The organism is Actinomyces sp. S6-Spd3 (genome assembly GCF_000758755.1).
GTDB lineage: Bacteria > Actinomycetota > Actinomycetes > Actinomycetales > Actinomycetaceae > Pauljensenia.
Map to the genome: position 1 here is coordinate 218099 of NZ_JRMV01000272.1, position 19815 is coordinate 237913.

Annotated in this window: 17 protein-coding genes and 2 tRNA genes; 15 read left to right on the top strand and 4 right to left on the bottom strand. The window is 57.1% G+C overall.

Features of this window, described 5'->3' with window-relative positions; all coding sequences use genetic code 11:
• Nucleotides 1–42 precede the first annotated feature (42 nt).
• The 9 genes from dnaN (at nucleotide 43) to HMPREF1627_RS03075 (ending at nucleotide 8856) form a co-directional block, all read left to right on the top strand.
• Entirely contained in the window at nucleotides 43–1176 is a 1134-nt protein-coding gene (dnaN, locus tag HMPREF1627_RS03040; RefSeq protein ID WP_034501017.1) for a DNA polymerase III subunit beta, read from the top strand.
• A 12-nt stretch (nucleotides 1177–1188) separates the two neighbouring features.
• Nucleotides 1189–2349: a DNA replication/repair protein RecF gene (gene recF / locus HMPREF1627_RS03045; protein WP_034501018.1), complete on the top strand. Its 1161-nt coding sequence runs from the start codon at nucleotides 1189–1191 to the stop codon at nucleotides 2347–2349.
• Entirely contained in the window at nucleotides 2342–2992 is a 651-nt protein-coding gene (locus HMPREF1627_RS03050) for a DUF721 domain-containing protein (protein ID WP_034501176.1), read from the top strand. The genes recF and HMPREF1627_RS03050 overlap by 8 nt, the downstream gene beginning before the upstream one ends.
• A 201-nt stretch (nucleotides 2993–3193) precedes the next feature.
• The gene (gene gyrB / locus HMPREF1627_RS03055) at nucleotides 3194–5224 is read left to right on the top strand and encodes a DNA topoisomerase (ATP-hydrolyzing) subunit B (RefSeq protein WP_034501020.1); all 2031 of its coding nucleotides are present in this window, start codon (nucleotides 3194–3196) and stop codon (nucleotides 5222–5224) included.
• Nucleotides 5225–5286: 62 nt separating this feature from the next.
• Nucleotides 5287–7908 (top strand): DNA gyrase subunit A, encoded by a 2622-nt coding sequence (gyrA, locus tag HMPREF1627_RS03060; RefSeq protein ID WP_034501021.1) that lies wholly within the window; start codon nucleotides 5287–5289, stop codon nucleotides 7906–7908.
• A complete protein-coding gene (locus HMPREF1627_RS03065; protein ID WP_034501023.1) occupies nucleotides 7905–8297 on the top strand; it encodes a DUF3566 domain-containing protein in 393 nt (130 codons plus the stop codon). Before gyrA ends, HMPREF1627_RS03065 begins: the two co-directional genes overlap by 4 nt.
• A gap of 222 nt (nucleotides 8298–8519) precedes the next feature.
• A tRNA-Ile gene (locus HMPREF1627_RS03070) sits at nucleotides 8520–8596 on the top strand.
• A 29-nt stretch (nucleotides 8597–8625) separates the two neighbouring features.
• Nucleotides 8626–8763, top strand: a complete 138-nt coding sequence (locus HMPREF1627_RS10560) for a DLW-39 family protein (protein WP_173656063.1) — start codon at nucleotides 8626–8628, stop codon at nucleotides 8761–8763.
• A gap of 17 nt (nucleotides 8764–8780) precedes the next feature.
• A tRNA-Ala gene (locus tag HMPREF1627_RS03075) sits at nucleotides 8781–8856 on the top strand.
• 247 nt (nucleotides 8857–9103) lie between these two features.
• On the opposite strand, the gene HMPREF1627_RS03080 is transcribed toward HMPREF1627_RS03075, so the two are convergent.
• On the bottom strand, nucleotides 9104–10279 hold the full coding sequence (locus tag HMPREF1627_RS03080; protein ID WP_034501026.1) for a diacylglycerol/lipid kinase family protein: 1176 nt from the start codon (nucleotides 10277–10279) through the stop codon (nucleotides 9104–9106).
• Between the two features lie 80 nt (nucleotides 10280–10359).
• On the opposite strand from HMPREF1627_RS03080, the gene serS reads away from it, so the two are divergent.
• A complete protein-coding gene (gene serS / locus HMPREF1627_RS03085) occupies nucleotides 10360–11640 on the top strand; it encodes a serine--tRNA ligase (protein WP_034501029.1) in 1281 nt (426 codons plus the stop codon).
• Nucleotides 11641–11649: 9 nt separating this feature from the next.
• A complete protein-coding gene (locus HMPREF1627_RS03090) occupies nucleotides 11650–12561 on the top strand; it encodes an HAD-IIB family hydrolase (protein WP_034501031.1) in 912 nt (303 codons plus the stop codon).
• A gap of 12 nt (nucleotides 12562–12573) precedes the next feature.
• Here the strand turns inward: HMPREF1627_RS03090 and HMPREF1627_RS03095 are convergent, their stop codons facing one another.
• The 3 genes from HMPREF1627_RS03095 to HMPREF1627_RS03105 are packed head-to-tail and all read right to left on the bottom strand — an operon-like array spanning nucleotide 12574 to nucleotide 15710.
• A complete protein-coding gene (locus HMPREF1627_RS03095; protein WP_034501033.1) occupies nucleotides 12574–13155 on the bottom strand; it encodes an RloB family protein in 582 nt (193 codons plus the stop codon).
• A 6-nt stretch (nucleotides 13156–13161) separates the two neighbouring features.
• Nucleotides 13162–14466: an AAA family ATPase gene (locus HMPREF1627_RS03100; protein ID WP_034501035.1), complete on the bottom strand. Its 1305-nt coding sequence runs from the start codon at nucleotides 14464–14466 to the stop codon at nucleotides 13162–13164.
• 56 nt (nucleotides 14467–14522) lie between these two features.
• Complete coding sequence (locus tag HMPREF1627_RS03105) at nucleotides 14523–15710, bottom strand: alpha/beta fold hydrolase (protein WP_034501037.1); 1188 nt, start codon at nucleotides 15708–15710, stop codon at nucleotides 14523–14525.
• 126 nt (nucleotides 15711–15836) lie between these two features.
• Here HMPREF1627_RS03105 and HMPREF1627_RS03110 point away from each other — a divergent pair, with 126 nt between their 5' ends.
• From HMPREF1627_RS03110 to HMPREF1627_RS03125, 4 genes are read left to right on the top strand one after another with little or no spacing between them, the layout of a single operon-like run.
• Nucleotides 15837–16475, top strand: coding sequence for a TetR/AcrR family transcriptional regulator (locus HMPREF1627_RS03110; protein WP_052040811.1), 639 nt, complete (start codon nucleotides 15837–15839; stop codon nucleotides 16473–16475).
• Between the two features lie 59 nt (nucleotides 16476–16534).
• Nucleotides 16535–17416 (top strand): DUF5926 family protein, encoded by an 882-nt coding sequence (locus HMPREF1627_RS03115; protein ID WP_034501039.1) that lies wholly within the window; start codon nucleotides 16535–16537, stop codon nucleotides 17414–17416.
• A gap of 35 nt (nucleotides 17417–17451) precedes the next feature.
• Nucleotides 17452–18303 carry a glycosyltransferase family 2 protein gene (locus tag HMPREF1627_RS03120; RefSeq protein ID WP_034501041.1) on the top strand — a complete coding sequence of 284 codons (852 nt, stop codon included), beginning with the start codon at nucleotides 17452–17454 and terminating at the stop codon, nucleotides 18301–18303.
• On the top strand, nucleotides 18303–19757 hold the full coding sequence (locus HMPREF1627_RS03125; RefSeq protein WP_034501043.1) for a DUF2079 domain-containing protein: 1455 nt from the start codon (nucleotides 18303–18305) through the stop codon (nucleotides 19755–19757). The genes HMPREF1627_RS03120 and HMPREF1627_RS03125 overlap by 1 nt, the downstream gene beginning before the upstream one ends.
• Nucleotides 19758–19815 lie beyond the last annotated feature (58 nt).

Below are 19815 nucleotides of genomic sequence, written 5' to 3' on the forward strand. Positions count from 1 at the left end.
ACTAACAACCGGTATTTCTTTATTCAGTTCCAAGGAGAATCCATGAAGTTCACCGTCGCCCGCGACGTGCTTGCTGAAGCTGTTTCATGGACAGCGCGTGTACTTCCTACCCGTCCTGCAAGCCCCATCCTTGCCGGAATGCGTATTTCAGCCCAGGGTCAAGAACTGACTCTGTCCTCCTTTGACTACGAAGTCTCGGGAAACTCACGAATTCCTGCATCCGTTGATGAAGAAGGCGAAGTCCTAGTTTCAGGTCGACTTCTTGCCGATATTTCAAAGTCACTGCCCAACAAGCCCGTCACCATCGAAGTCGACGGACAAAAAGTTTCACTTTCTTGCGGTTCTTCGCACTTCACCTTGGCTGTCATGCCCATTGATGAATATCCCTTGCTTCCCGGACAGCCCCAGGTTGCCGGGTCTGTCGATTCGCAGGTTTTTGCACAGGCCGTTGCTCAGGTGTCAATTGCTGCGTCGCGCGATGAAACTCTTCCCCTGCTCACTGCAGTTCGCGTTGAAATCGACGGCGACAACATCACGCTTTTGGCAACCGACCGCTACCGCTTGGCCATGCGTGAACTTCACTGGGATTCTGTTTCCGACATGTCCGAAGCCGCATTGGTGAAGGCACGGATCCTCCAAGACGTTGCCAAGTCGATGACCAGTGGTGCAAAGGTTGACGTTGGTCTGTCCCAAGAATCTCAGCCTGGTGCCTCCTCACTCATTGGTTTCCAGGCCGGTGGACGACGCACAACCTCGACCCTCATGGATGGCGATTACCCGCCCGTTCGCAGGCTTTTCCCCGAAACCACAACAATTCAAGCCATTGTTGAGCGCCATACTCTGCTCGAAGCAGTCAAGCGCGTGTCTTTGGTTGCCGAACGCAAGACCAGTGTTCGACTCTCCTTCTCGGATGGACAGCTTGTCCTCGAAGCCGGCCAAGGTGACAATGCTCAGGCTTCCGAAGTTGTTCCTGCACAGCTCATAGGCGAGGACATCGCGACGGCGTTTAATCCCCAGTACCTCAGCGAGGGCCTGTCGGTGATGGATACGGACTTCGTTCGTTTCGGTTTCACTCACCCCACGAAGCCCGCGGTCATCACGGGCCAAGAGAAGGCAGACGGCGGAGAATCAACCGATTTCCGCTACCTGCTCATGCCGATCCGCTACGGAATCTGATCTGGAGTTTGTGTGCGAGTTTCGCACGTTGCGCTGGATGATTTTCGTTCATACCGCCATGCGGTAGTGGAGTTTTCGCCCGGGACGACAGTGCTTCTGGGCGCCAACGGCCAGGGGAAGACCAACCTCGTCGAGGCGATTTCCTACCTTTCGGCTTTTTCGTCGCACCGCGTCAGTGCCGAGCAGGCGCTCGTGCGTCTCCCGCTTGAGGCAGATGAGCCCCAACCCGGCGGTGCAGTGGTCAGAGTCAAACTCGTCACTGCCGGTGAGCGCGAAACCGTTATTGAGCTCGAAATCGTCCGCGGCAAAGCCAACCGTGCAAAGGTGAACCGTACTCAGGTGCGTCCACGAGAAGTCTTGGGCCTTCTCAAAAGTGTGGTCTTTTCACCCGAAGATCTTCAAATCGTTCGCGGTGACCCGCAGCTTCGCCGTCAATTCATGGACGATTTGCTCATTCAACAGCACCCGCTGATCGCGCAGGTAAAGAATGATTTCGAGAAGGTTGCTCGCCAAAGAGCGGCGCTGATGAAAAGCGCGCAGTCTCAACTGCGCAGGGGATATACCCCCGATTTTTCAACGATTGATGTGTGGGATGAGACCTTCGCTGAGCTCTCTGCCCGACTGAGCCTTGCTCGCGCCGGCCTCGTCGCCAAACTTCGCAGGCCCGCAGCCGATGCTTACGAAGAAATCGGTGGGTCGCCTCGGAAAATGGATATCGAATTCGTTGCTTCACAGGGAAGTTGCGCACCCGAGGCCAGCGCCGCGCAACTCAAAGAAGAACTTAAGGACCTGCTCGCTGCTTCGCGCATGAAGGAAGCCGAACGAGGGGTAAACCTGGTCGGCGCGCATCGAGATGACCTCAAACTTTCCCTTGGTGGGATGCCGGTGAAAGGTTATGCAAGCCACGGTGAGACATGGTCGGTTGCACTTTCACTGCGTTTGGGTGCTTTCGAGTTGCTTTCTCGCGATGGTGACACCCCGATTCTTATTCTCGACGATGTATTTGCAGAGCTAGACTCCTCCCGCCGAACCGGTTTAACACGTATGATTACCGGAGCGGAACAGGTATTGATCACGGCAGCTGTCGCCGATGATGTTCCGCCAGAATTGCACGCTCAGACTCATGCTGTTCACTGGGATCCTGAGCTTGGAACGGTGGTCGGTGATGAGTGAATTTTCCGATTTTGAATACGCCTCTGCAGCACTACGGCGTGCACAAGCCAGAGCACAAGCCCAGGGACACTACCGCGTGCCCTTGCGGACTCGACGCCGCTCGATCAGCGGTCAAAGTGAAGAGTTTGCCCAAGAAATTCTGCTCGATGATGAGCACGAGCTTGATGACGTGAGCGTTGATTCCGAGGCTGACCCCGATGGTGAATTCAGTGCGCTTTCCACTGTTGTCTCGCGGGCGGGAAGTCGATGGATCAAAATGCCAGGAATGGCACCACTGCGCCGAAAGTACCGGGAACCCAAGCGCCTTGGACTCACCGTTGATTCCCTCATCGCTCAGCGCGGTTGGCAAGAGCACACTCGCATGGGGGATCTCATGTCGAGGTGGAACCAGATTGCTGGCGAGGAGATTGCTGCTCACTGCAGGATCGAAGCAATTGAAGACCGACGAGTCATTGTCCAATGCGATTCGACGAACTGGTTTAAGAACGTTCAGCTCTTTCTTCCCCAGCTTGAGCGCAATATTGCCGAGGCCGTGGGTGAGGGTGTTGTTCAGCAGGTGATCTTGCGTCCACCGGCCTCTCCTTCGTGGAAAAAGGGCCGTTTATCAGTGCCTGGACGCGGTCCTCGAGATACCTACGCGTAGTTTCTGAACGTGTGACTGATCACAGCCTCAAAAACCGCTAGATTTCGCGGTTTATTCCTGTGAGTGATTAGCCCTCATAGCGGTGTCAATCAGGGCTTTCCCCTTGCCTTTTCGGTAGAATAGGAACGGTTGTTTTATTGATACTGCGCCATTTTCGGGCAGTACGCACCCGTGTGGGTGAAGAATGAGGGGAGCCATTAGGTGGCTGAAACGCAAGAACCAACAGTCGATGACGGATCCGACGGCTACGGCGCGTCAGATATTACCGTCCTCGAAGGTTTGGAGGCGGTGCGTAAGCGCCCCGGTATGTACATTGGGTCAACCGGTGAGCGCGGCCTACACCACCTGGTGTACGAGGTAGTTGATAATTCCGTTGACGAGGCCTTGGCTGGCTACGCGGACCACATTGAGGTCACGATCCTGGCCGATGGCGGTATTCGCGTCGTCGATAACGGCCGCGGTATTCCTGTCGACGAACACCCCACCGAGCACAAGCCCACGGTTGAGGTCGTCATGACGATTCTCCACGCCGGCGGTAAGTTCGGCGGCGGCGGTTACGCCGTCTCCGGTGGTCTTCACGGCGTGGGTATTTCGGTTGTGAATGCGCTGTCAACGCGCGTTGACACGGTTATTCGTCGGCAGGGCTACGCATGGCGCATGTCTTTTGCCAACGGTGGTCATCCCATCACAGAGCTCGTTCGCGGTGAAGAAACCCACGAGACCGGCACGACGCAAACCTTCTACCCGGATCCCGAAATCTTTGAGACGACCGTTTTCGATTTTGAGACCCTGCGTCAGCGTTTCCAGCAGATGGCATTCCTCAACAAGGGACTGCGCATTACCTTGACCGATGAGCGCGAAAGCGCCACCGGCGAAGGCGACGAAATCGCGGGCGACGAGCAGGCCTCGGAAGAAAAGCACAAGGGATTCCGCCAGGTCTCCTACATGTACGAGCACGGTCTGCGTGACTACGTGGAGTACCTGGATTCAGCGAAGAAGACCGAAGCTATTAACGCTGACATCATCGACTTCGAAGCGGAAAACGACGAGGGCACCATGAGCGTGGAAATCGCCATGCAGTGGACCACCTCGTATTCCTCCTCGGTTCACACCTTCGCAAACACGATCAACACCACCGAAGGTGGCATGCACGAAGAAGGCTTCCGTACGGCGCTGACTTCGCTGGTGAACCGCTATGGGCGCGAAAAGGGAATCATCCGCGACAAGGATGACAACCTCACCGGTGACGATGTGCGTGAAGGCCTCACCGCCGTCATCTCCATCAAGCTCACCGAGCCCCAGTTCGAAGGCCAGACGAAGACGAAGCTTGGAAACACCGAAGCTCGTACTTTCGTTCAACAGCAGGTCTACTCCAAGCTCACCGACTGGTTCGACGCGCACCCCGCAGACGCGAAAGCCATTATTTCGAAGGGTCAGGCCGCTCAGGCCGCTCGCGTTGCCGCACGAAAGGCGCGTGAGGCGACCCGCCGTAAGGGCGTTCTGGAGTCGGCCTCGATGCCCGGCAAGCTGCGCGATTGCTCCTCGCGAGTGCCCTCAGAATGCGAAATCTTCATCGTCGAGGGTGACTCCGCAGGCGGTTCGGCCGTCGGCGGACGCGACCCCGAACACCAGGCAATTTTGCCGATCCGAGGCAAGATTTTGAACGTGGAAAAGGCTCGCCTGGACCGCGCCCTGAGCTCGGATACGATTCGCTCTCTGATTACGGCTTTCGGCACCGGAATTGGTGAGGATTTCGATCTGTCGAAGCTGCGTTACGGCAAGATTGTCATCATGGCGGATGCCGACGTGGACGGCCAGCACATTGCAACCCTGTTGCTCACGCTGCTCTTCCGTTACATGCGTCCCCTGGTCGAACAGGGACACACCTTCATCGCTATGCCTCCGCTGTACCGCATCAAGTGGTCGAATGCGGAGCACGAATTCGCCTACTCGGACAAGGAACGCGACGAAATGCTTGCCGCGGGAGCTGCAGCAAACCGCAGGCTTCCCAAGGAAGGCGGCATCCAGCGCTACAAGGGTCTGGGTGAGATGAATGATCACGAGCTGTGGGAAACCACCATGGATCCTCAGCACCGCATCCTCAAGCAGGTCACTCTCGAAGATGCAGCAGATGCCGATGAGACCTTCACCATCTTGATGGGTGACGACGTCGAGAGGCGCCGCACGTTTATCCAGCGCAACGCCACCGACGTGCGCTTCCTCGACATCTAAAGCCCAGCGACGGGGCCACACACGTGCGGCCTCGTCAGTAGAAAACGAAACGAAGGACCAAAGTGAGCGACGAACAGACAGTCGATGCCGAACACATCCGCGACATCGAACGTATTCGCCAGGTCGACCTGCAAAAGGAAATGCAGCGCTCCTACCTCGACTACGCAATGAGCGTGATCGTCGGGCGCGCGCTGCCCGACGTTCGTGACGGACTCAAGCCCGTGCACCGCCGCATTCTCTACGCGATGTACGACGGTGGTTACCGTCCCACCTCTTCATTCTCCAAGTCATCGCGTATCGTCGGTGACGTCATGGGTAACTACCACCCGCACGGTGACGCGGCGATCTACGACGCGCTCGCACGCCTCGTGCAGCCCTGGTCGCTGCGCGCTCCGCTGGTGGCAGGCCAAGGTAACTTCGGTACCCCCGGTAACCTCGGCCCGGCAGCACCCCGTTACACCGAATGTAAGATGGCACCCCTGGCCATGGAAATGGTCCGCGATATCGACGAAGAATGCGTTGATTTCCAGGACAACTACGATGGCCGCAACCAGGAACCGACCATTCTTCCCTCCCGATTCCCCAACGTCTTGGTCAATGGTTCGGAAGGTATTGCCGTCGGTATGGCCACCCGAATCCCCCCGCACAACCTGCGTGAAGTCGCACGCGGCGTGCAGTGGGCGCTGGACAACCCCGAGGCCTCGCGCGAAGAACTGCTTGACGCTCTGATCAAGCTCATTCCCGGCCCCGATTTCCCAACCGGCGCAACGATTTTGGGCCACCGTGGAATTGAGGATGCCTACCGTACGGGACGCGGCTCCATCACTCAGCGAGCCGTTGTTAGCGTTGAAGAGATCCAGGGACGCCAGTGCTTGGTGGTCACCGAACTGCCCTACCAGGTCAACCCCGACAACCTCGCTGACAAGATCGCTCAGCTAGTTCGCGACGGTCAGATCCAGGGCATCGCGGATATTCGCGATGAGACTTCGGGACGTACCGGTCAGCGTTTGGTGATTGTCTTGAAGCGTGACGCTGTTGCGAAGGTTGTTTTGAACAACCTCTACAAGCGCACCTCCCTGCAAGAGAACTTCTCGGCAAACATGCTCGCGCTGGTCGACGGTGTTCCGCGAACCCTGTCGATTGATGGCTTTATCCGTCACTGGGTTGCTCACCAGATCGACGTGATTGTTCGCCGCACGCAATTCCGCCTGCGCAAGGCTCAAGAGCGTCTGCACATCTTGGACGGTTACCTCAAGGCCCTGGATGCATTGGATGAGGTTATTGCCCTGATTCGTCGCTCGCCCACGGTCGACGAGGCGCGAAGCGGCTTGATGGAGTTGCTCGATGTCGACGAGATCCAGGCCGACGCGATCTTGGCTCTGCAGCTGCGCCGCCTGGCCGCTCTGGAACGTCAGAAGATTTTGAACGAGCACGCCGAACTGCGTGCACGCGTTGAAGATCTGCAGGATATCTTGGCCAAGCCCGAACGTCAGCGCGCGATTATCTCCGAGGAACTCGGTGAAATCGTTGAAAAGTATGGTGATGAGCGCCGCACGACCATCGTTCCCTTCGACGGAGAGATGTCGATGGAAGACCTCATCCCCGAAGAAGATGTTGTCGTCACCATCACCCGCGATGGCTTCGCAAAGCGCACCCGCACCGACAATTACCGTTCCCAGAAACGAGGCGGTAAGGGCGTTCGCGGGACCCAGTTGCGCGGCGATGACGTGGTGGAGCACTTCTTTGTCACGACCACGCACCACTGGCTGCTGTTCTTCACGAACCTCGGTCGCGTGTACCGCGCGAAGGCCTACGAGATTCCCGAAGGCGGTCGCGATGCCAAGGGCCAGCACGTAGCAAACCTCTTGGCCTTCCAGCCCGAGGAGCGCATCGCACAGGTCTTGGCGATCCGTACTTACGAGGACGCACAGTACCTGGTGCTGGCAACAAAGTCCGGCCTGGTGAAGAAGACCCCGCTGGAGATGTACAACTCTCCGCGAAGCGGCGGCATCATTGCCGTTAACCTGCGTGAGGACGAAGAGGGCAACCCCGATGAGTTGGTCTCCGCTCAGCTGGCTAACGCAGATGATGATCTGCTGCTGGTTTCGCGTGATGGTCAGGCCGTTCGCTTCGCGGCAACGGATGAGCAGTTGCGGCCCATGGGCCGCTCGACCTCGGGTGTGCGCGGCATGAAGTTCCGCGGCGACGATGAGCTCTTGACCATGGATGTCCCGCGTGAAGGCACGGACCTGCTCATTGTGACGGAGTCCGGTTATGCCAAGCGCACTCCGATTGAGGAGTACCCGACCAAGGGCCGTGGAACCATGGGCGTGCGCGTGGGTCGCCTTGTTGAAGAACGTGGTGGACTTATTGGCGCGCTGGTTGTGGATCCTGAAGAAGACATCATGGTCATTACCGAGTCCGGCAAGCTTGTCCAGGTCAATGCTTCCGATGTTCGCCCGACCGCTCGTAACACCATGGGTGTGATCTTTGCTCGCCCCGATGAGAATGACCGAATCATTGCAGTGACGCGCAATCCTGAGCGCGACATTGACGAAGAGGATGGCGAGCAGTCGACCTCAGAAGAGGAAAACTCTCAGGTGGGTGTCGGCGAAAATAGTGACGAAACCCCCGCACAGGATGTAGCGTCAGAGCATGACGACTCACAGGAGGTTCAGGAATGAGTGATCACGCATCCAATGACCGCGATGATCTTCCCCGTCAGGTAGACCTCGCGATTGTGCGAGTGGACCCCTGGGGAGTCATGAAGGTGGCTTTCCTTCTCAGTGTTGCACTGGGAATCGCCATGGTGGTCGCAGTGTTGATCTTGTGGCTCATGCTCAATGCGATGCATGTCTTCGCGTCGGCAGAGAGCTTCCTGCAGTCCATCGGAGCTTCGCAGATGGTTTCGCTTCTGGACTACGTCAGGCTTCCGAAGGTCATGGCCTACGCGACTTTGATTGCTGTGATGAATGTCGTCATGTTGACCGCCTTGTCGGCACTGGGCACATTCTTGTACAACCTGGTCGCTTCGCTCGTCGGTGGCATCAAGGTCACATTGATGGATGACTGATCGGGCATTCGAGCTCGTTGGCCCGGGGGTATTGATGGGGACATCAATACCCCCGGGCCTGTGTTTTGCCTACTGCGGCGGCAGCCGCTAGCTCGAGCTTTGCAAGTGATTCCGGGCGATAGCAGCATCTGCCAGCAATGAGTGGGCGACGTCACGATCAACAATTTGGCGCGAACGCCCGCTCGCATGTACTATTTAACGCGTGCCTTTCGGCATGGCAATGGGCCTATAGCTCAGTAGGTTAGAGCGCAGTCCTGATAAGACTGAGGTCGGTGGTTCGAGCCCACCTAGGCCCACCATCCGCAGGAACAATTGAGCGGAGGCTCCCATGAAGAAGTTTGTGAAGACTCTTTCGCTAGTGGCTTGTGTCGCTGCAGTGGGGCTTGTGGTCCGGCAGATCTGCCAGGATCTCTCCGACAATGAGGAACTGTGGACATCCCTTACGGATGACGTCTCGCAGGCGTAATTCTGGGGAACCCCTTTGGGGCTATGGCGCAATTGGTAGCGCACCTGCTTTGCAAGCAGGGGGTTACGGGTTCGAGTCCCGTTAGCTCCACCACTAAAGGTCCAGCTTCGGCTGGGCCTTTTTGTTGTCTACGGTATCTAGCTTGGCCTTCGAAATCCGCGCATGACAGACGGTTTTCGCTCACCCATTCCTCGTTTAGCTCGCTCACCTACCGTCTTAAAACGGCAATAGACCCGGAATGGGTGAGCTAAACCAGGAATGTGTGTGGGGGAGGAGGGAAAGGGGGAGAGGGAGGTGGCCTTCAGTCGGTGTCTACCCGGCGCTGCTTACCCGGCAGTGTTCAGCCCGCGATCAGCAGCGCACCCTGGTCGATACGCACACCAACTTTGCGCGAGCGACCGATCGCATCGCCATCGACCTCAACAATGGCAGCTTGATCCAAGGAAAGCTCGCCTTCTGTAAGCTGCCTAAATGACAATTCCGCGGGAGATGCGGGCATATTGACGGCCGGCAAGCCCAAGCTTTGCCCAAAGACCTTCAAAGACAGGTGCGCCCAGCCGACAATACCAACCTGCGTATCCACAGCGATGACATCGACTAAACCGTCATGCAAGGAAGCTTCGGGAGCCAAGGTTACGACGGGCAAATCGCCACAGTTTGCAAAGAGAACGCAGCGCGCAGTGAATCGTGTTGACACATCACTGCCGTCAGCTCCCTTTCCCTTCAGGCGCGCACCCATGCGGGGCACATTAAGCGAGTTCACCGCTGAAATGACATAGGCCGCCCAGCCAATAGTTTTCTTGAGCTCGGGGTCCGTCTTCGACATTGTTTCGCCGTCAAAGCCCATCCCGGCCAAGGTCACAAAGGGGAACTCGTCGTCCAAGGCAAGCGCGGCCTCGTCAGTGGAACGACGAGAATCCAAAGTTACTGCGGACAGGAGCTTTCCCTCGCAGGGAAGGGAAAAACGCTCCTCGGGGTCGATCATCCGAAGCCAGGCCAAATCAACGCTGCGGGTCGACTCACCCAAAGCAACCGCCAGAGCATCAAGGGGAGAATCCAAGGGAAGCCCAAGATTGCGGGCCAAAACATTACCCGTACCCTCGGGCAGGATGCCCATGCGCACCCCGGTGTGAGCAAGACCAGCGGCCACCGCGCGGACGGTTCCATCGCCGCCGGCTGCGATCACATGCGTCGCACCTGCGCGCACGGCCTTTCGCGCCTGAGAGACTCCGGGATCTTCAATAGTGGTCTCAAGGAAGTGAATGTCTCGCACGCCAAGAGCGCGCGCATCCATGGTCACCGAATTGCGGAAAGCCTGGGGATCCTCGTGCTTGGAAGGATTAAAAACTACCCAGGGGCGGATATTCTCAGCGATGCCCGGGGGAAGTGAAATCGCCGAACGATGCGCACGACGAGCACGAGATTGAATGAAGTATTTAGCACCAGCCGTCACGCCAGCGCCAGCGATTCCGGCAAGCGCAATCAAGTAGGGCGACGGTGGATGAAACTTACGCATACTGCAAGTGTAAAGGGCACATCGGCGCACGCGGTGATATTCGTCGGCACTGACGCGGGTGCGTGAACTAAGATGGCCCCATGATTGATGTGCGTGCATTGCGTGAAAACCCTGAGCCCGCCCGCGCCTCACAGCGCGCTCGCGGAGCTGACCCCGCCCTTGTTGACCAGATCCTCGAAGCCGACGTCGCCCGTCGCGAGGCCTTGCAGTCTTTCGAGGCCCTGCGTGCGACCCAGAAAGAGGTCTCCAAGTCCGTGGGTCGCGCCTCAGCGGAGGAACGCCCTGCGATCCTTGCACGCGCAAAGGAACTGGCCGATGAGGTGAAGGCTGCCGAGGCTGCCGCAAACGCTGCCGATGCCGAGGCCGATCGCCTGGCCCGCCTGCTCCCGAACCTGGTCCTTGATGGCGTTCCCGTCGGCGGCGAGGAAGACTTCGTTGTCCTGCGCCACGAGGGCCCCGCGCCTCGTGATTTCGCAAGCGAAGGTTTTGAGCCCCAGGATCACCTGGCACTGGGTGAGGGCTTGGATGCGATCGACACCAAGCGCGGTGCGAAGGTGTCGGGTGCTCGCTTCTACTACCTCAAGGGTGTGGGCGCACGCCTCGAACTCGCTCTCATGACCATGGCCATGGACCAGGCCGTCGCCAACGGTTTCGTGCCGATGATGACTCCGACCCTGGTGACCCCGCAGGTCATGGGTGGTACGGGCTTCCTCAACGAGCACTCCGAAGAGATCTACTACCTGCCCGCCGATGACCTGTACCTGACGGGTACCTCTGAGGTTGCGCTCGCCGGCTACCACGCCGATGAGATCCTCGACCTCAGCGCTGGCCCCAAGCGCTACATGGGTTGGTCGACCTGCTACCGTCGCGAGGCCGGTTCGGCTGGTAAGGATACGCGAGGCATTATCCGTGTCCACCAGTTCAACAAGGCTGAAATGTTCAGCTTCTGCCGTCCTGAGGATGCAGAAGAAGAGCACGCACGCTTCCTCGCATGGGAAGAAGAGATGCTCGCTAAGGTTGAGCTGCCCTACCGCGTGATCGATACGGCCGCCGGTGACCTGGGCACTTCTGCTGCCCGCAAGTTCGACTGCGAGGCCTGGCTGCCGACTCAGGAACGCTACATGGAGGTCACCTCGACCTCGAATTGCACGACTTTCCAGGCACGTCGCTTGGGTATTCGTGAGCGTCGCGAAGATGGCATGACCGCGGTGGCCACGCTCAATGGAACCCTGGCCACCACCCGCTGGCTGGTTGCGATTCTTGAGAATCACCAGCAGGCCGATGGTTCGGTCCGCGTTCCCGAGGCAATGCGTCCCTACCTGGGTGGCCTCGAGGTTCTTGAGCCTGTTGCCGCAAAGTAACGAGGCTGCGTGACCAGCTATTTGACGGCGCCGCTGAGCGGTGAGGCTCCCCGTCCTTTCGGGGAACTTGTGGAGGAGGCGCTCAATGCGCTTCCTTCCACTTTCCCGCGTGATATCACGCAGGTGATGGTCGCCCTGGACATCGATGGAACTATCTTGAGTCCCAGCGGTGCCAGCGCACAGGTCGTTGAATCGATTGCAGCGCTCAGTCGCGCCGGTGCGCAGGTCGTCATTGCGACCGGTCGCTCGATGGGTGCGGTCCTGCCAGTTCTCCCGCTGCTCGGTTTTCGCCGCGGGTGGATCGTTGCTTCTAACGGTGCGGTCCTTGCTCGCGTTCACGAGGCCGGCTACGAGATTGTGCATCGCCACGAATTTTCCCCCGCCGAGGTCATCGACGAGGCGTTGAAGACTCTTCCGCATGCGCGTTTCGCCGTCGAAGACCGTAATCTTCGCTTGATTTCAACAGGTTTTCCCGAAGGGGAGATCGTTGAAGACACCAAGCTGGTGAGCGTTGATGAACTCAAAGCGATGCGCACGCCCAAGCTCGTCATTCGCGAGCCAGCTTTGGACCGCGATGCTTTCGAAAGTATCTTGTGTGCCCTGCCTTTCGCGAAGACTCACGAGGTTTTCGTTGGCTGGACCTCGTGGGCTGATATCAGTTCACTCGGGGTGACGAAAGCCAGCGGGCTTGATGAACTCCGACGGGATCTCTCGCTTCCCGTTGAGGGAACTGTCGCTATTGGCGATGGAACAAACGACATTGCCATGATTCAGTGGGCGGCCTTCGGGGTCGCCATGGGCGGTGCCACCGAGGAGATTCGCGTTCACAGCGATTTTGTTGCGGCAGCAGTCGAAAACGATGGTGCGGCCGCCGTCATGCAGGCGATTTTGCGCTGGTGTGGGAAGATCAGCGAACTGTGAGTAGGGGCTGCGCTAGCTCTCTTTAGGTGGCGTGAGCAGCAGATCGATGAACCATGGCATGGCGGATGAGGGGTTTGGCCCTTTCTCATTTGGTGTGGGGTTTGGCCACGCGTCGCGCGCCCGAGTCATTGCCTCATCGATGCTCTCGATAGGGAACTTCGCGGTAAGTGCCTTGTCCTTTGTAAGATTGTGACTGCGTGTGAGTTTGACGCACTCGTGGGTTTCGACGTGTCCTCGCCTGTCTATTGCATGCCAGAGTAGCCACAATTCGAAGCATGGACTGGAGACAACTGCGTCAACGTCAGTGCAGGACTTGCATTCTCGTAATGTCTCGTCAAGCTTATCGTGCTGGTCAACGTCTATGATCAGGATTGCTCGGTCGAAGTCTTCGCGTTGCCGTGCTTTCCGGTATTCCTTTAGCACTTTCGATGGCTCACCGCCGATGGCGTGAATGCTGAAAGTCGCATATTTAGGACGAAGATACTGGCGGAGCAGCTCGAGGTATAGCGGCTCAGTAACCTGTCCTTCTGTGAAAACCGCATAATGAGTCTTGATCTGCTTCGAGGGATGAGATCTGCGGTTGCGTCGTACCATTGATCCTTACTCCGTTTCCTCGGTGTGAGAGTTCAGTAGGTTGTGGATCAGTGATGGAACCGTGTAAGGAACTCCTCCGAAGCGACCTTCAAGATACTGTTTAACAATGTTGCTACCTCTCTGCAGAGGGAAATCCGCAAGGTTGAAGAGTTCACTTGCGCCGTCGCTGTTCTTTTCGACGAACCACACCTGCTCACGCTTCTCTCTATTGCCACGCCCGCTATCGAGCAGCGTCATATCATGGCTTGTAAAAATGAGCTGTGCTCCGGTCGCATTTGTTACTGGATCCTCGAACCAATCAATCATGAGGCGTGAGAGCTGTGGATGCAGGCTTGAACCGAGTTCGTCGACGACGAGTACCTGTCCTTCTCTCAGCGCTTTGATGACGGCAGTGCCTAGAGCTATCCAAGCCATGGTGCCTGTAGATTCGTCAGAGCTTCTGAGTTTCCCTTCTTCGGCTCCATGGCGGAAGAGGAAGTTGCGCGCGATGAAGTCACTCAGATCTTTCACATCATCTGAAGATTGTTCTTCAGCAGCCTCCTGATTAGTGTCAGCTTCAGGAGTAAGCATTCGTGCTATTAGCTGAGCAAGCTTTGCAGGAATTTTGTGTTCTTCTACTTCAATGTGCGTAATTCCAGTATCTGCGATTCGGGCTAGAGTAACTAGTTCGTTAAGACTGATGTCTTGGTCTCGGAGTTGCTGCGCGATGTGATCAAGACGCTCGACTACTTCCCGTTCTCCTACACGATAGAAATCAAACCCACTCGTCAGCCCTTCCCAGATAGGATGGAGAACAGTATTGCCAAGTTGAGCGGAGCGTGACAGTACAAGCTCGCGCGGGGCAACACGAGGAATTCCGCTCAGGCCCTTGACTCGTCCGTCTGAAGTGCGTGTGAAGATTGCTTTCCATCGAGTATTGACAACGCGGAGTGACTCCTCGACAATGCCGTCAGTGTTCGTCATAAATCGATAGTCGTAGCGTTTGCCTGCGTGGATGAACTCGAGTTCGAAGGTGGCTGGAGCGGCAATTGCCTCCACGGTGAGGGCAAAGGGAGTCCGAAGGAAACGCGGGCGGTCTAGCCACGATGTTGCAGAAGATCCAATTGCTCCGAGCATGTAATGGAGCGCGTCGAGGACATTCGTCTTTCCAGATGCATTAGCTCCGTAGATACCGTCTGCGTGGTGGATGTGATCAGCCCATGATGTCCCCTCTGGGAGTTTGAGTGTATTTAGAGAGGGGCGCGTCAGGTCAAGAGTCGCTTCGTCGAGGAATGACCGATGGTTCGCGAATGTGAATCGTAGGAGATGCATGGCAATAGCCTATCTTATAGACCTTAATTTGATAAATTTTATCGAAAAATGGGTATTTAGACAGACGAATCATCATTAGTCGCACAGTTCGGGGTCGCGGTGAGCCAATCACCCATAATCGCGAAAGCTTGGTCAAGATCACCAAGTTGGCAATGCTCAGCCATATCCGGGTCATCCACGGCATGGAACTCCCGGATCTCAAGGCTTGCGGCATTTCGTAGTGCTCGACGCACATCCTCTAAGCGTTCAAAGGGCACGTACTGATCAGAATCCCCGGCCATGACGAGGCAGTGCTGGTTGATCCTTCCTTCCAATGGGGCCATAGTGAAAGCTCCCATTGCCCTTAAGACATCGGTTGGCACACGTAAACCGGTGAGATCACGCGCCTGCTGAAGCTTCCATGCTAGGTCGGCATTCATGTGGGGCAAAACATTCATACTTGTGTTGATGAGCCATTCAGGCTCTGATCTATCGATGAATCCATCAATTGCTGGACGCAGTGCGCGAGGTAGCGGCATCGTTAGCCCGTCCAGAAGGCGGTACATCATGTCGAATGCAATGACGTGGCTAATACGTGGGGTGTATGCCGCAGCGCGCATGACTAGGTAACCGCCAAAAGAAACTCCCAGTGCAGCAGCACTTTCAATTCCGAAGAAGTCTAAGACCGCGGCAGTTGGGCGCTCCCACTGTGGTTCCAAAGGCATTCCTGCCAGTGCCGTATGCCCCTGTCCTGGTCCGTCGAAGACGATGATGTCGAAGGGGCGAGTGGGAAAGTGCATAGCAAAGCTCATGATTTCTTCGGCGTAACCGTCGAAACCATTCATCATGATGAGGGTGCGAGGGCTATTCGCGCCGACGGTCTTTCGATCCATCGAGTCGGCTTGCCAACGCATTGCTGTTAGTTCGCCACCGCCATAGGGGATCTTGTGGCGAGTGAAACCTTGATCTGCATAGGCGCAATCGAAACGATGTGACATCGAGTCAATAAACTCTTGTTTGTGTGGATCATTTCTTGGCAGGTAGAAGGCGGCAAGTTCATAGAGGCGCCACGCTGCATCTGCGTCGTCCACTTTGTCGAAATGCTGGGCCGATTGGAGCGCTAGCCTTGTGATGTCGTGAGTGGACTTGATGCGAGGCAAGAGATCTGTGGAGACGGCATCCATTCCTTCTCGGTTTAGGAGCGGATCAAATACGCGGTTGAGTTGCAGATCGAATTGGCGATTACCGGTGTACTTAACGAACATGAAAGCAGCCTATATCGTGTAATCGCAGCATAAAACGCACAAAATCTAACAATATGTTCGATATGAACACGTTGTCCTTAAACGGTAGGATAACTATGAAATGACGCGAAAAATGATCGGATCATCATGTCCTTGAATGAAGTTGACGCGAGTGATGAAAATACGGATCTCCGTATCCGAAAGACTCGTCGAGCGATCCGCGCAGGCTTCCTTGCCGTTTGTGAAAACAAACCCTACGACAAGGTCACTGTGACCGATATATGCACCGCGTCATTGGTTTCACGAACAACGTTTTATGACCACTATGTCGACAAAGATGCCGTCCTTACAGAAGTTGTCACACTTTTCATCAGGCAAATGACTCCGGCGATCAAAGGCCTGTGGTTGCAGGACACTCGAATGAGCGATCCCGAAAAACTCCGCCACGACCTCGCAAATTTCTACGCACAAAATGGCCGCGAGCTCAAGACGCTCCTTTCGTTGCGTCGTGGGGCTGAAGGAGACCTGAGCGCACAGATCGCGAACATGTGTCGTACGGTTTTTGACCAGTGGGCACGCGGCCGTATCAAGGAATCCCTCCTTCCCCTGGCTTCCGATATCTACGCTTCCGTCGTACTCACTTTCATTGAACGAGGCGCAAGCGAAGCTCTAACGAACGAAGAACTTTCCCTGATCGGCACTCTTCAGTCCCTCATCATCGAGGCGACCGCGCCGAATCCGCATGACGCAGGCGTTTCGGGTGGGGAAGTGACGACCAAAAGATAGCTACCCACCTCAGCGAGCCACGGCCTCGTGAAGGGGAAGAAAACCGCTACGATAGCCCCATGGGAAAAGCCTCACGTCGTAAAAAAGTAGTCGTCAGCGCGGATCAACCGGCATACCGCCCCCCGATCCCCTTCGTGGAACGCCCCTTCGAAGGGCTACCCAACGAGGTTGAACTGGTCGCAATGCGCGAAATTATCCCCTGCGCAGTGCTGAGTGGGCGCACCACCGAAGAACACGGTGGCGCAGAGTTCGACATCGTCACCCTTCTGCCCGACGGCCACCCTGCGATGATCCGTCCCGATGGGCGCATCCTCGTTGGACTACAGACGCGCTCGAACTCGGGCGACCTCTCCCATGACGTTGCCGCTGCTCTCCTTGCTGCTCTTCAGGCACAGTCCGACGGTGTTGACGGCGTCATCGATATTGATGTGCGTGAGCCCGCACCTCGCCTCCAGGACATTGTTGATCCGAAGGCGTTTAGCGACATGGAGATCACTGCCGACTTCGGCTACTGGTTCGATCCGAATCAGGAACTCACCCCCGAAATGCGCGACGCGCTCGAACAGAACCGCGCCGACGTCGTTCCCACCGTTGCAGTTCCCGGAACCGAGGGCATGTACTGGTGCGAAATGAACCGCAACTTCGTCCGCTACGTGTCTGCTGCTCCTGAGCACAAGCTTTTTGATGCGCTGGCACGTTTGCAGGCGGTAGGAAATGCGCGCTTGGGCGAAGGTTCGCGCTTCGTCGGTGCGTTCCGCGCATGCGGCCTGGCGATCCCGGTTTTCGAGCTCGCTGAGGGCGCTTCGGCCGAAGACGTAGCCCCGGAAGCGAAGGTTCTTGCAGAAAACGTTGAGAAGGCACTGAAGGACACCACCCCGCTGAGTACAGACGAACGTCGCGCACGCCAGGGCCTCGTTTCGCGCCAGGTGACGATCCGCTAACCGATCCCGGGGGAAGGTCGGGATAAACTAGCAGGGTGACTCCCGCTCAATCCGTCGAACCCTCACCTTCCCAGAAGGTCGCGGCGATCATCTGCGCCCACAATGTCGGCCGCCAGATCGCCTCGACCGTGCGCGCATGCCGAGCAATCCCGGGCGTTGACCTGCTCATCGTCATCGATGATGGTTCCGATGATGAGACGGGAAAGTACGCACGCGCAGCAGGTGCGGTTGTCGTCCGCCATTCCGTTCCCCGAGGCCGGGCCTCGGCACGCGAAACGGGCGTTAAGGTTGCCGCAATGCGTGACCGCGTTGATGCGCCCGGTCGACACATCCTCTTCCTCTCGGGAGACCTAGGGGAGAGCGCCGTGGATGCGGCTTTCCTTGTCGAGGCCATTTCCAGCGGCCGTGCGGACCTTGCCTGCGCCGTTCCCGCGGGCCTTGGCAGCGAGGATCCGAGCAGTGCGCGCAAAGAGACCGCCGCGCAACGCCTCGCACACAATACGATTCGCCGCCAAACGGGTTGGGATTCTCAAGCGCCCCTGTCCGAACAGCTGTGTATCACCCGCGAGGCGCTCAACGTGATCATGCCTTTTGCCAATGGTTACGGCCTAGAACTGGACATGAAGGTCCGGTTGCTCGCTTTGGGGATGACCGCTATCGAATTGCCCTGCGCTTTTGAGCACACGGGTGATGACCATAGCCTGGTCGCTTTGAACCGGCCGGCGAGCCTAGCCGATGTCGCGTGGACTTCGACGATGCTTGCGTTGCGTAAGGTTCGCCTCCGTCGACGCTATCGCACTCCAGTTTCGGCGCAGCGCGTGGGCATTCCCTTCCCAGATCCCGAACACACTCCGATTTCCCAATCACATCCAGGAGAAGTCAGTTAATGTCTGAAAAAGGTACCCGTTGGCGCCCCTTAGAGCTGCTTTCGGCTTATCTTCCCGCGGCCCTGTCGGTCCTGCTCGGTGCCTGCTTATACATCACTTTCTCTGTGGGACAGTGGCGCTCGCTTGATGTCCCCTCGTGGGATCTGGCTATTTTCACCGAAGCCGCGAAATCCTATAGTCACTTCCAGGCGCCGATCGTTCCCGTCAAAGGCCCCGGATACAACCTGCTGGGCGATCACTTCCACCCGATTTTGGTGCTTTTGGGGCCGATCTATCGCTTCTTCCCCTCAGGATTGACCCTGCTGGTTGTTCAAGATCTTTTGATTGCGGTTTCAGCGTGGCCGCTGGTTCGCCTCGCGACAAAGCAGGCAGGATGGCTCCTCGCCTCGATTATCGGTATCGGCTACGTGACCGCATGGGGTTTCCAAGGCGCTGTCTCCTCCCAATTCCACGAAATTGCCTTCGCGCTCCCCATGCTTGCGTGGGCCTCGGCCGCTTTCGTTGAAGGCCGTTGGGTGGCAACGATGGCATGGTCTGCGCCGCTTGTTCTGGTTAAGGAAGACCTTGGCCTCACCATCATGATGATCGGCTTGATTCTGTCGTGGCGAGGCAGGGATTCAATCAAGAGCTTCGCGTACCCCCTGTTTTTTGCGGCTTTCGGAGTCATCGCTTTCGTCGTGACGATTAAGCTCCTGCTGCCCGCTTTCAATGCTTCAGGAACCTGGGCGTACAGCCTCGATGGCTCGCAGGGCCGTGGAAACGTGACCCTGATCGAAAGGGCCTTGTGGCCCTCACAAAAGTTCGGTGTTATCGCCATGGCCGTCTTGGGTGCGGGGATTATTGGCCTCGCCTCGCCCTGGTTCTGGGTGATCCTACCGACCATCGCATGGCGTTTCCTCGGTTCCGTCGACTACTACTGGGATTGGAAGCACTGGCACTACAACGCAATTTTGGTGCCGATCCTTCTGGGCGCTCTCTTGGACGCTCATCGCAGGTGGAGTGAGCGCGAGCAATCTGATATTTCACGAGGCCTGGGCTGGGTGATCAGTCGACAGCGTCCCTTCGTCGCCACGGTTGCCTTGGCGATTCCCTGTGCGGCCGCACTCATCACGGCCCCGCAGCTTCCCATGTGGAAGATGACGAACCCCGGGTTTGGAGCAGTGAGCTCTAGGATGGCTCAGGTTCAGGAGATCAATTCATTGATCCCGGAAAACGCCAATGTTGAAACGGACCTGACTCTGCTTGCCTACCTGATCCCCGATCATGAGGTCTACTGGGTGGGATCCGCGAAGGGTGTTGCCGTGGATTACGTGGTTGTTGATCAGCACGGTGCCGCCTGGGGTGATCAGAAGAACGTTGAAGCTGTGTCCTATGCGCAGGGAGCACACCCTGGTTCGACCTATAAGTTGATTTACAACTCGGGAGGCTTCCAGGTCGCTCAGCGCGTTAACTAGAAACGTTCATGCGAATTGATTGAGCGTCATATCAGTCAAGACACACGGTGCCCCCGCG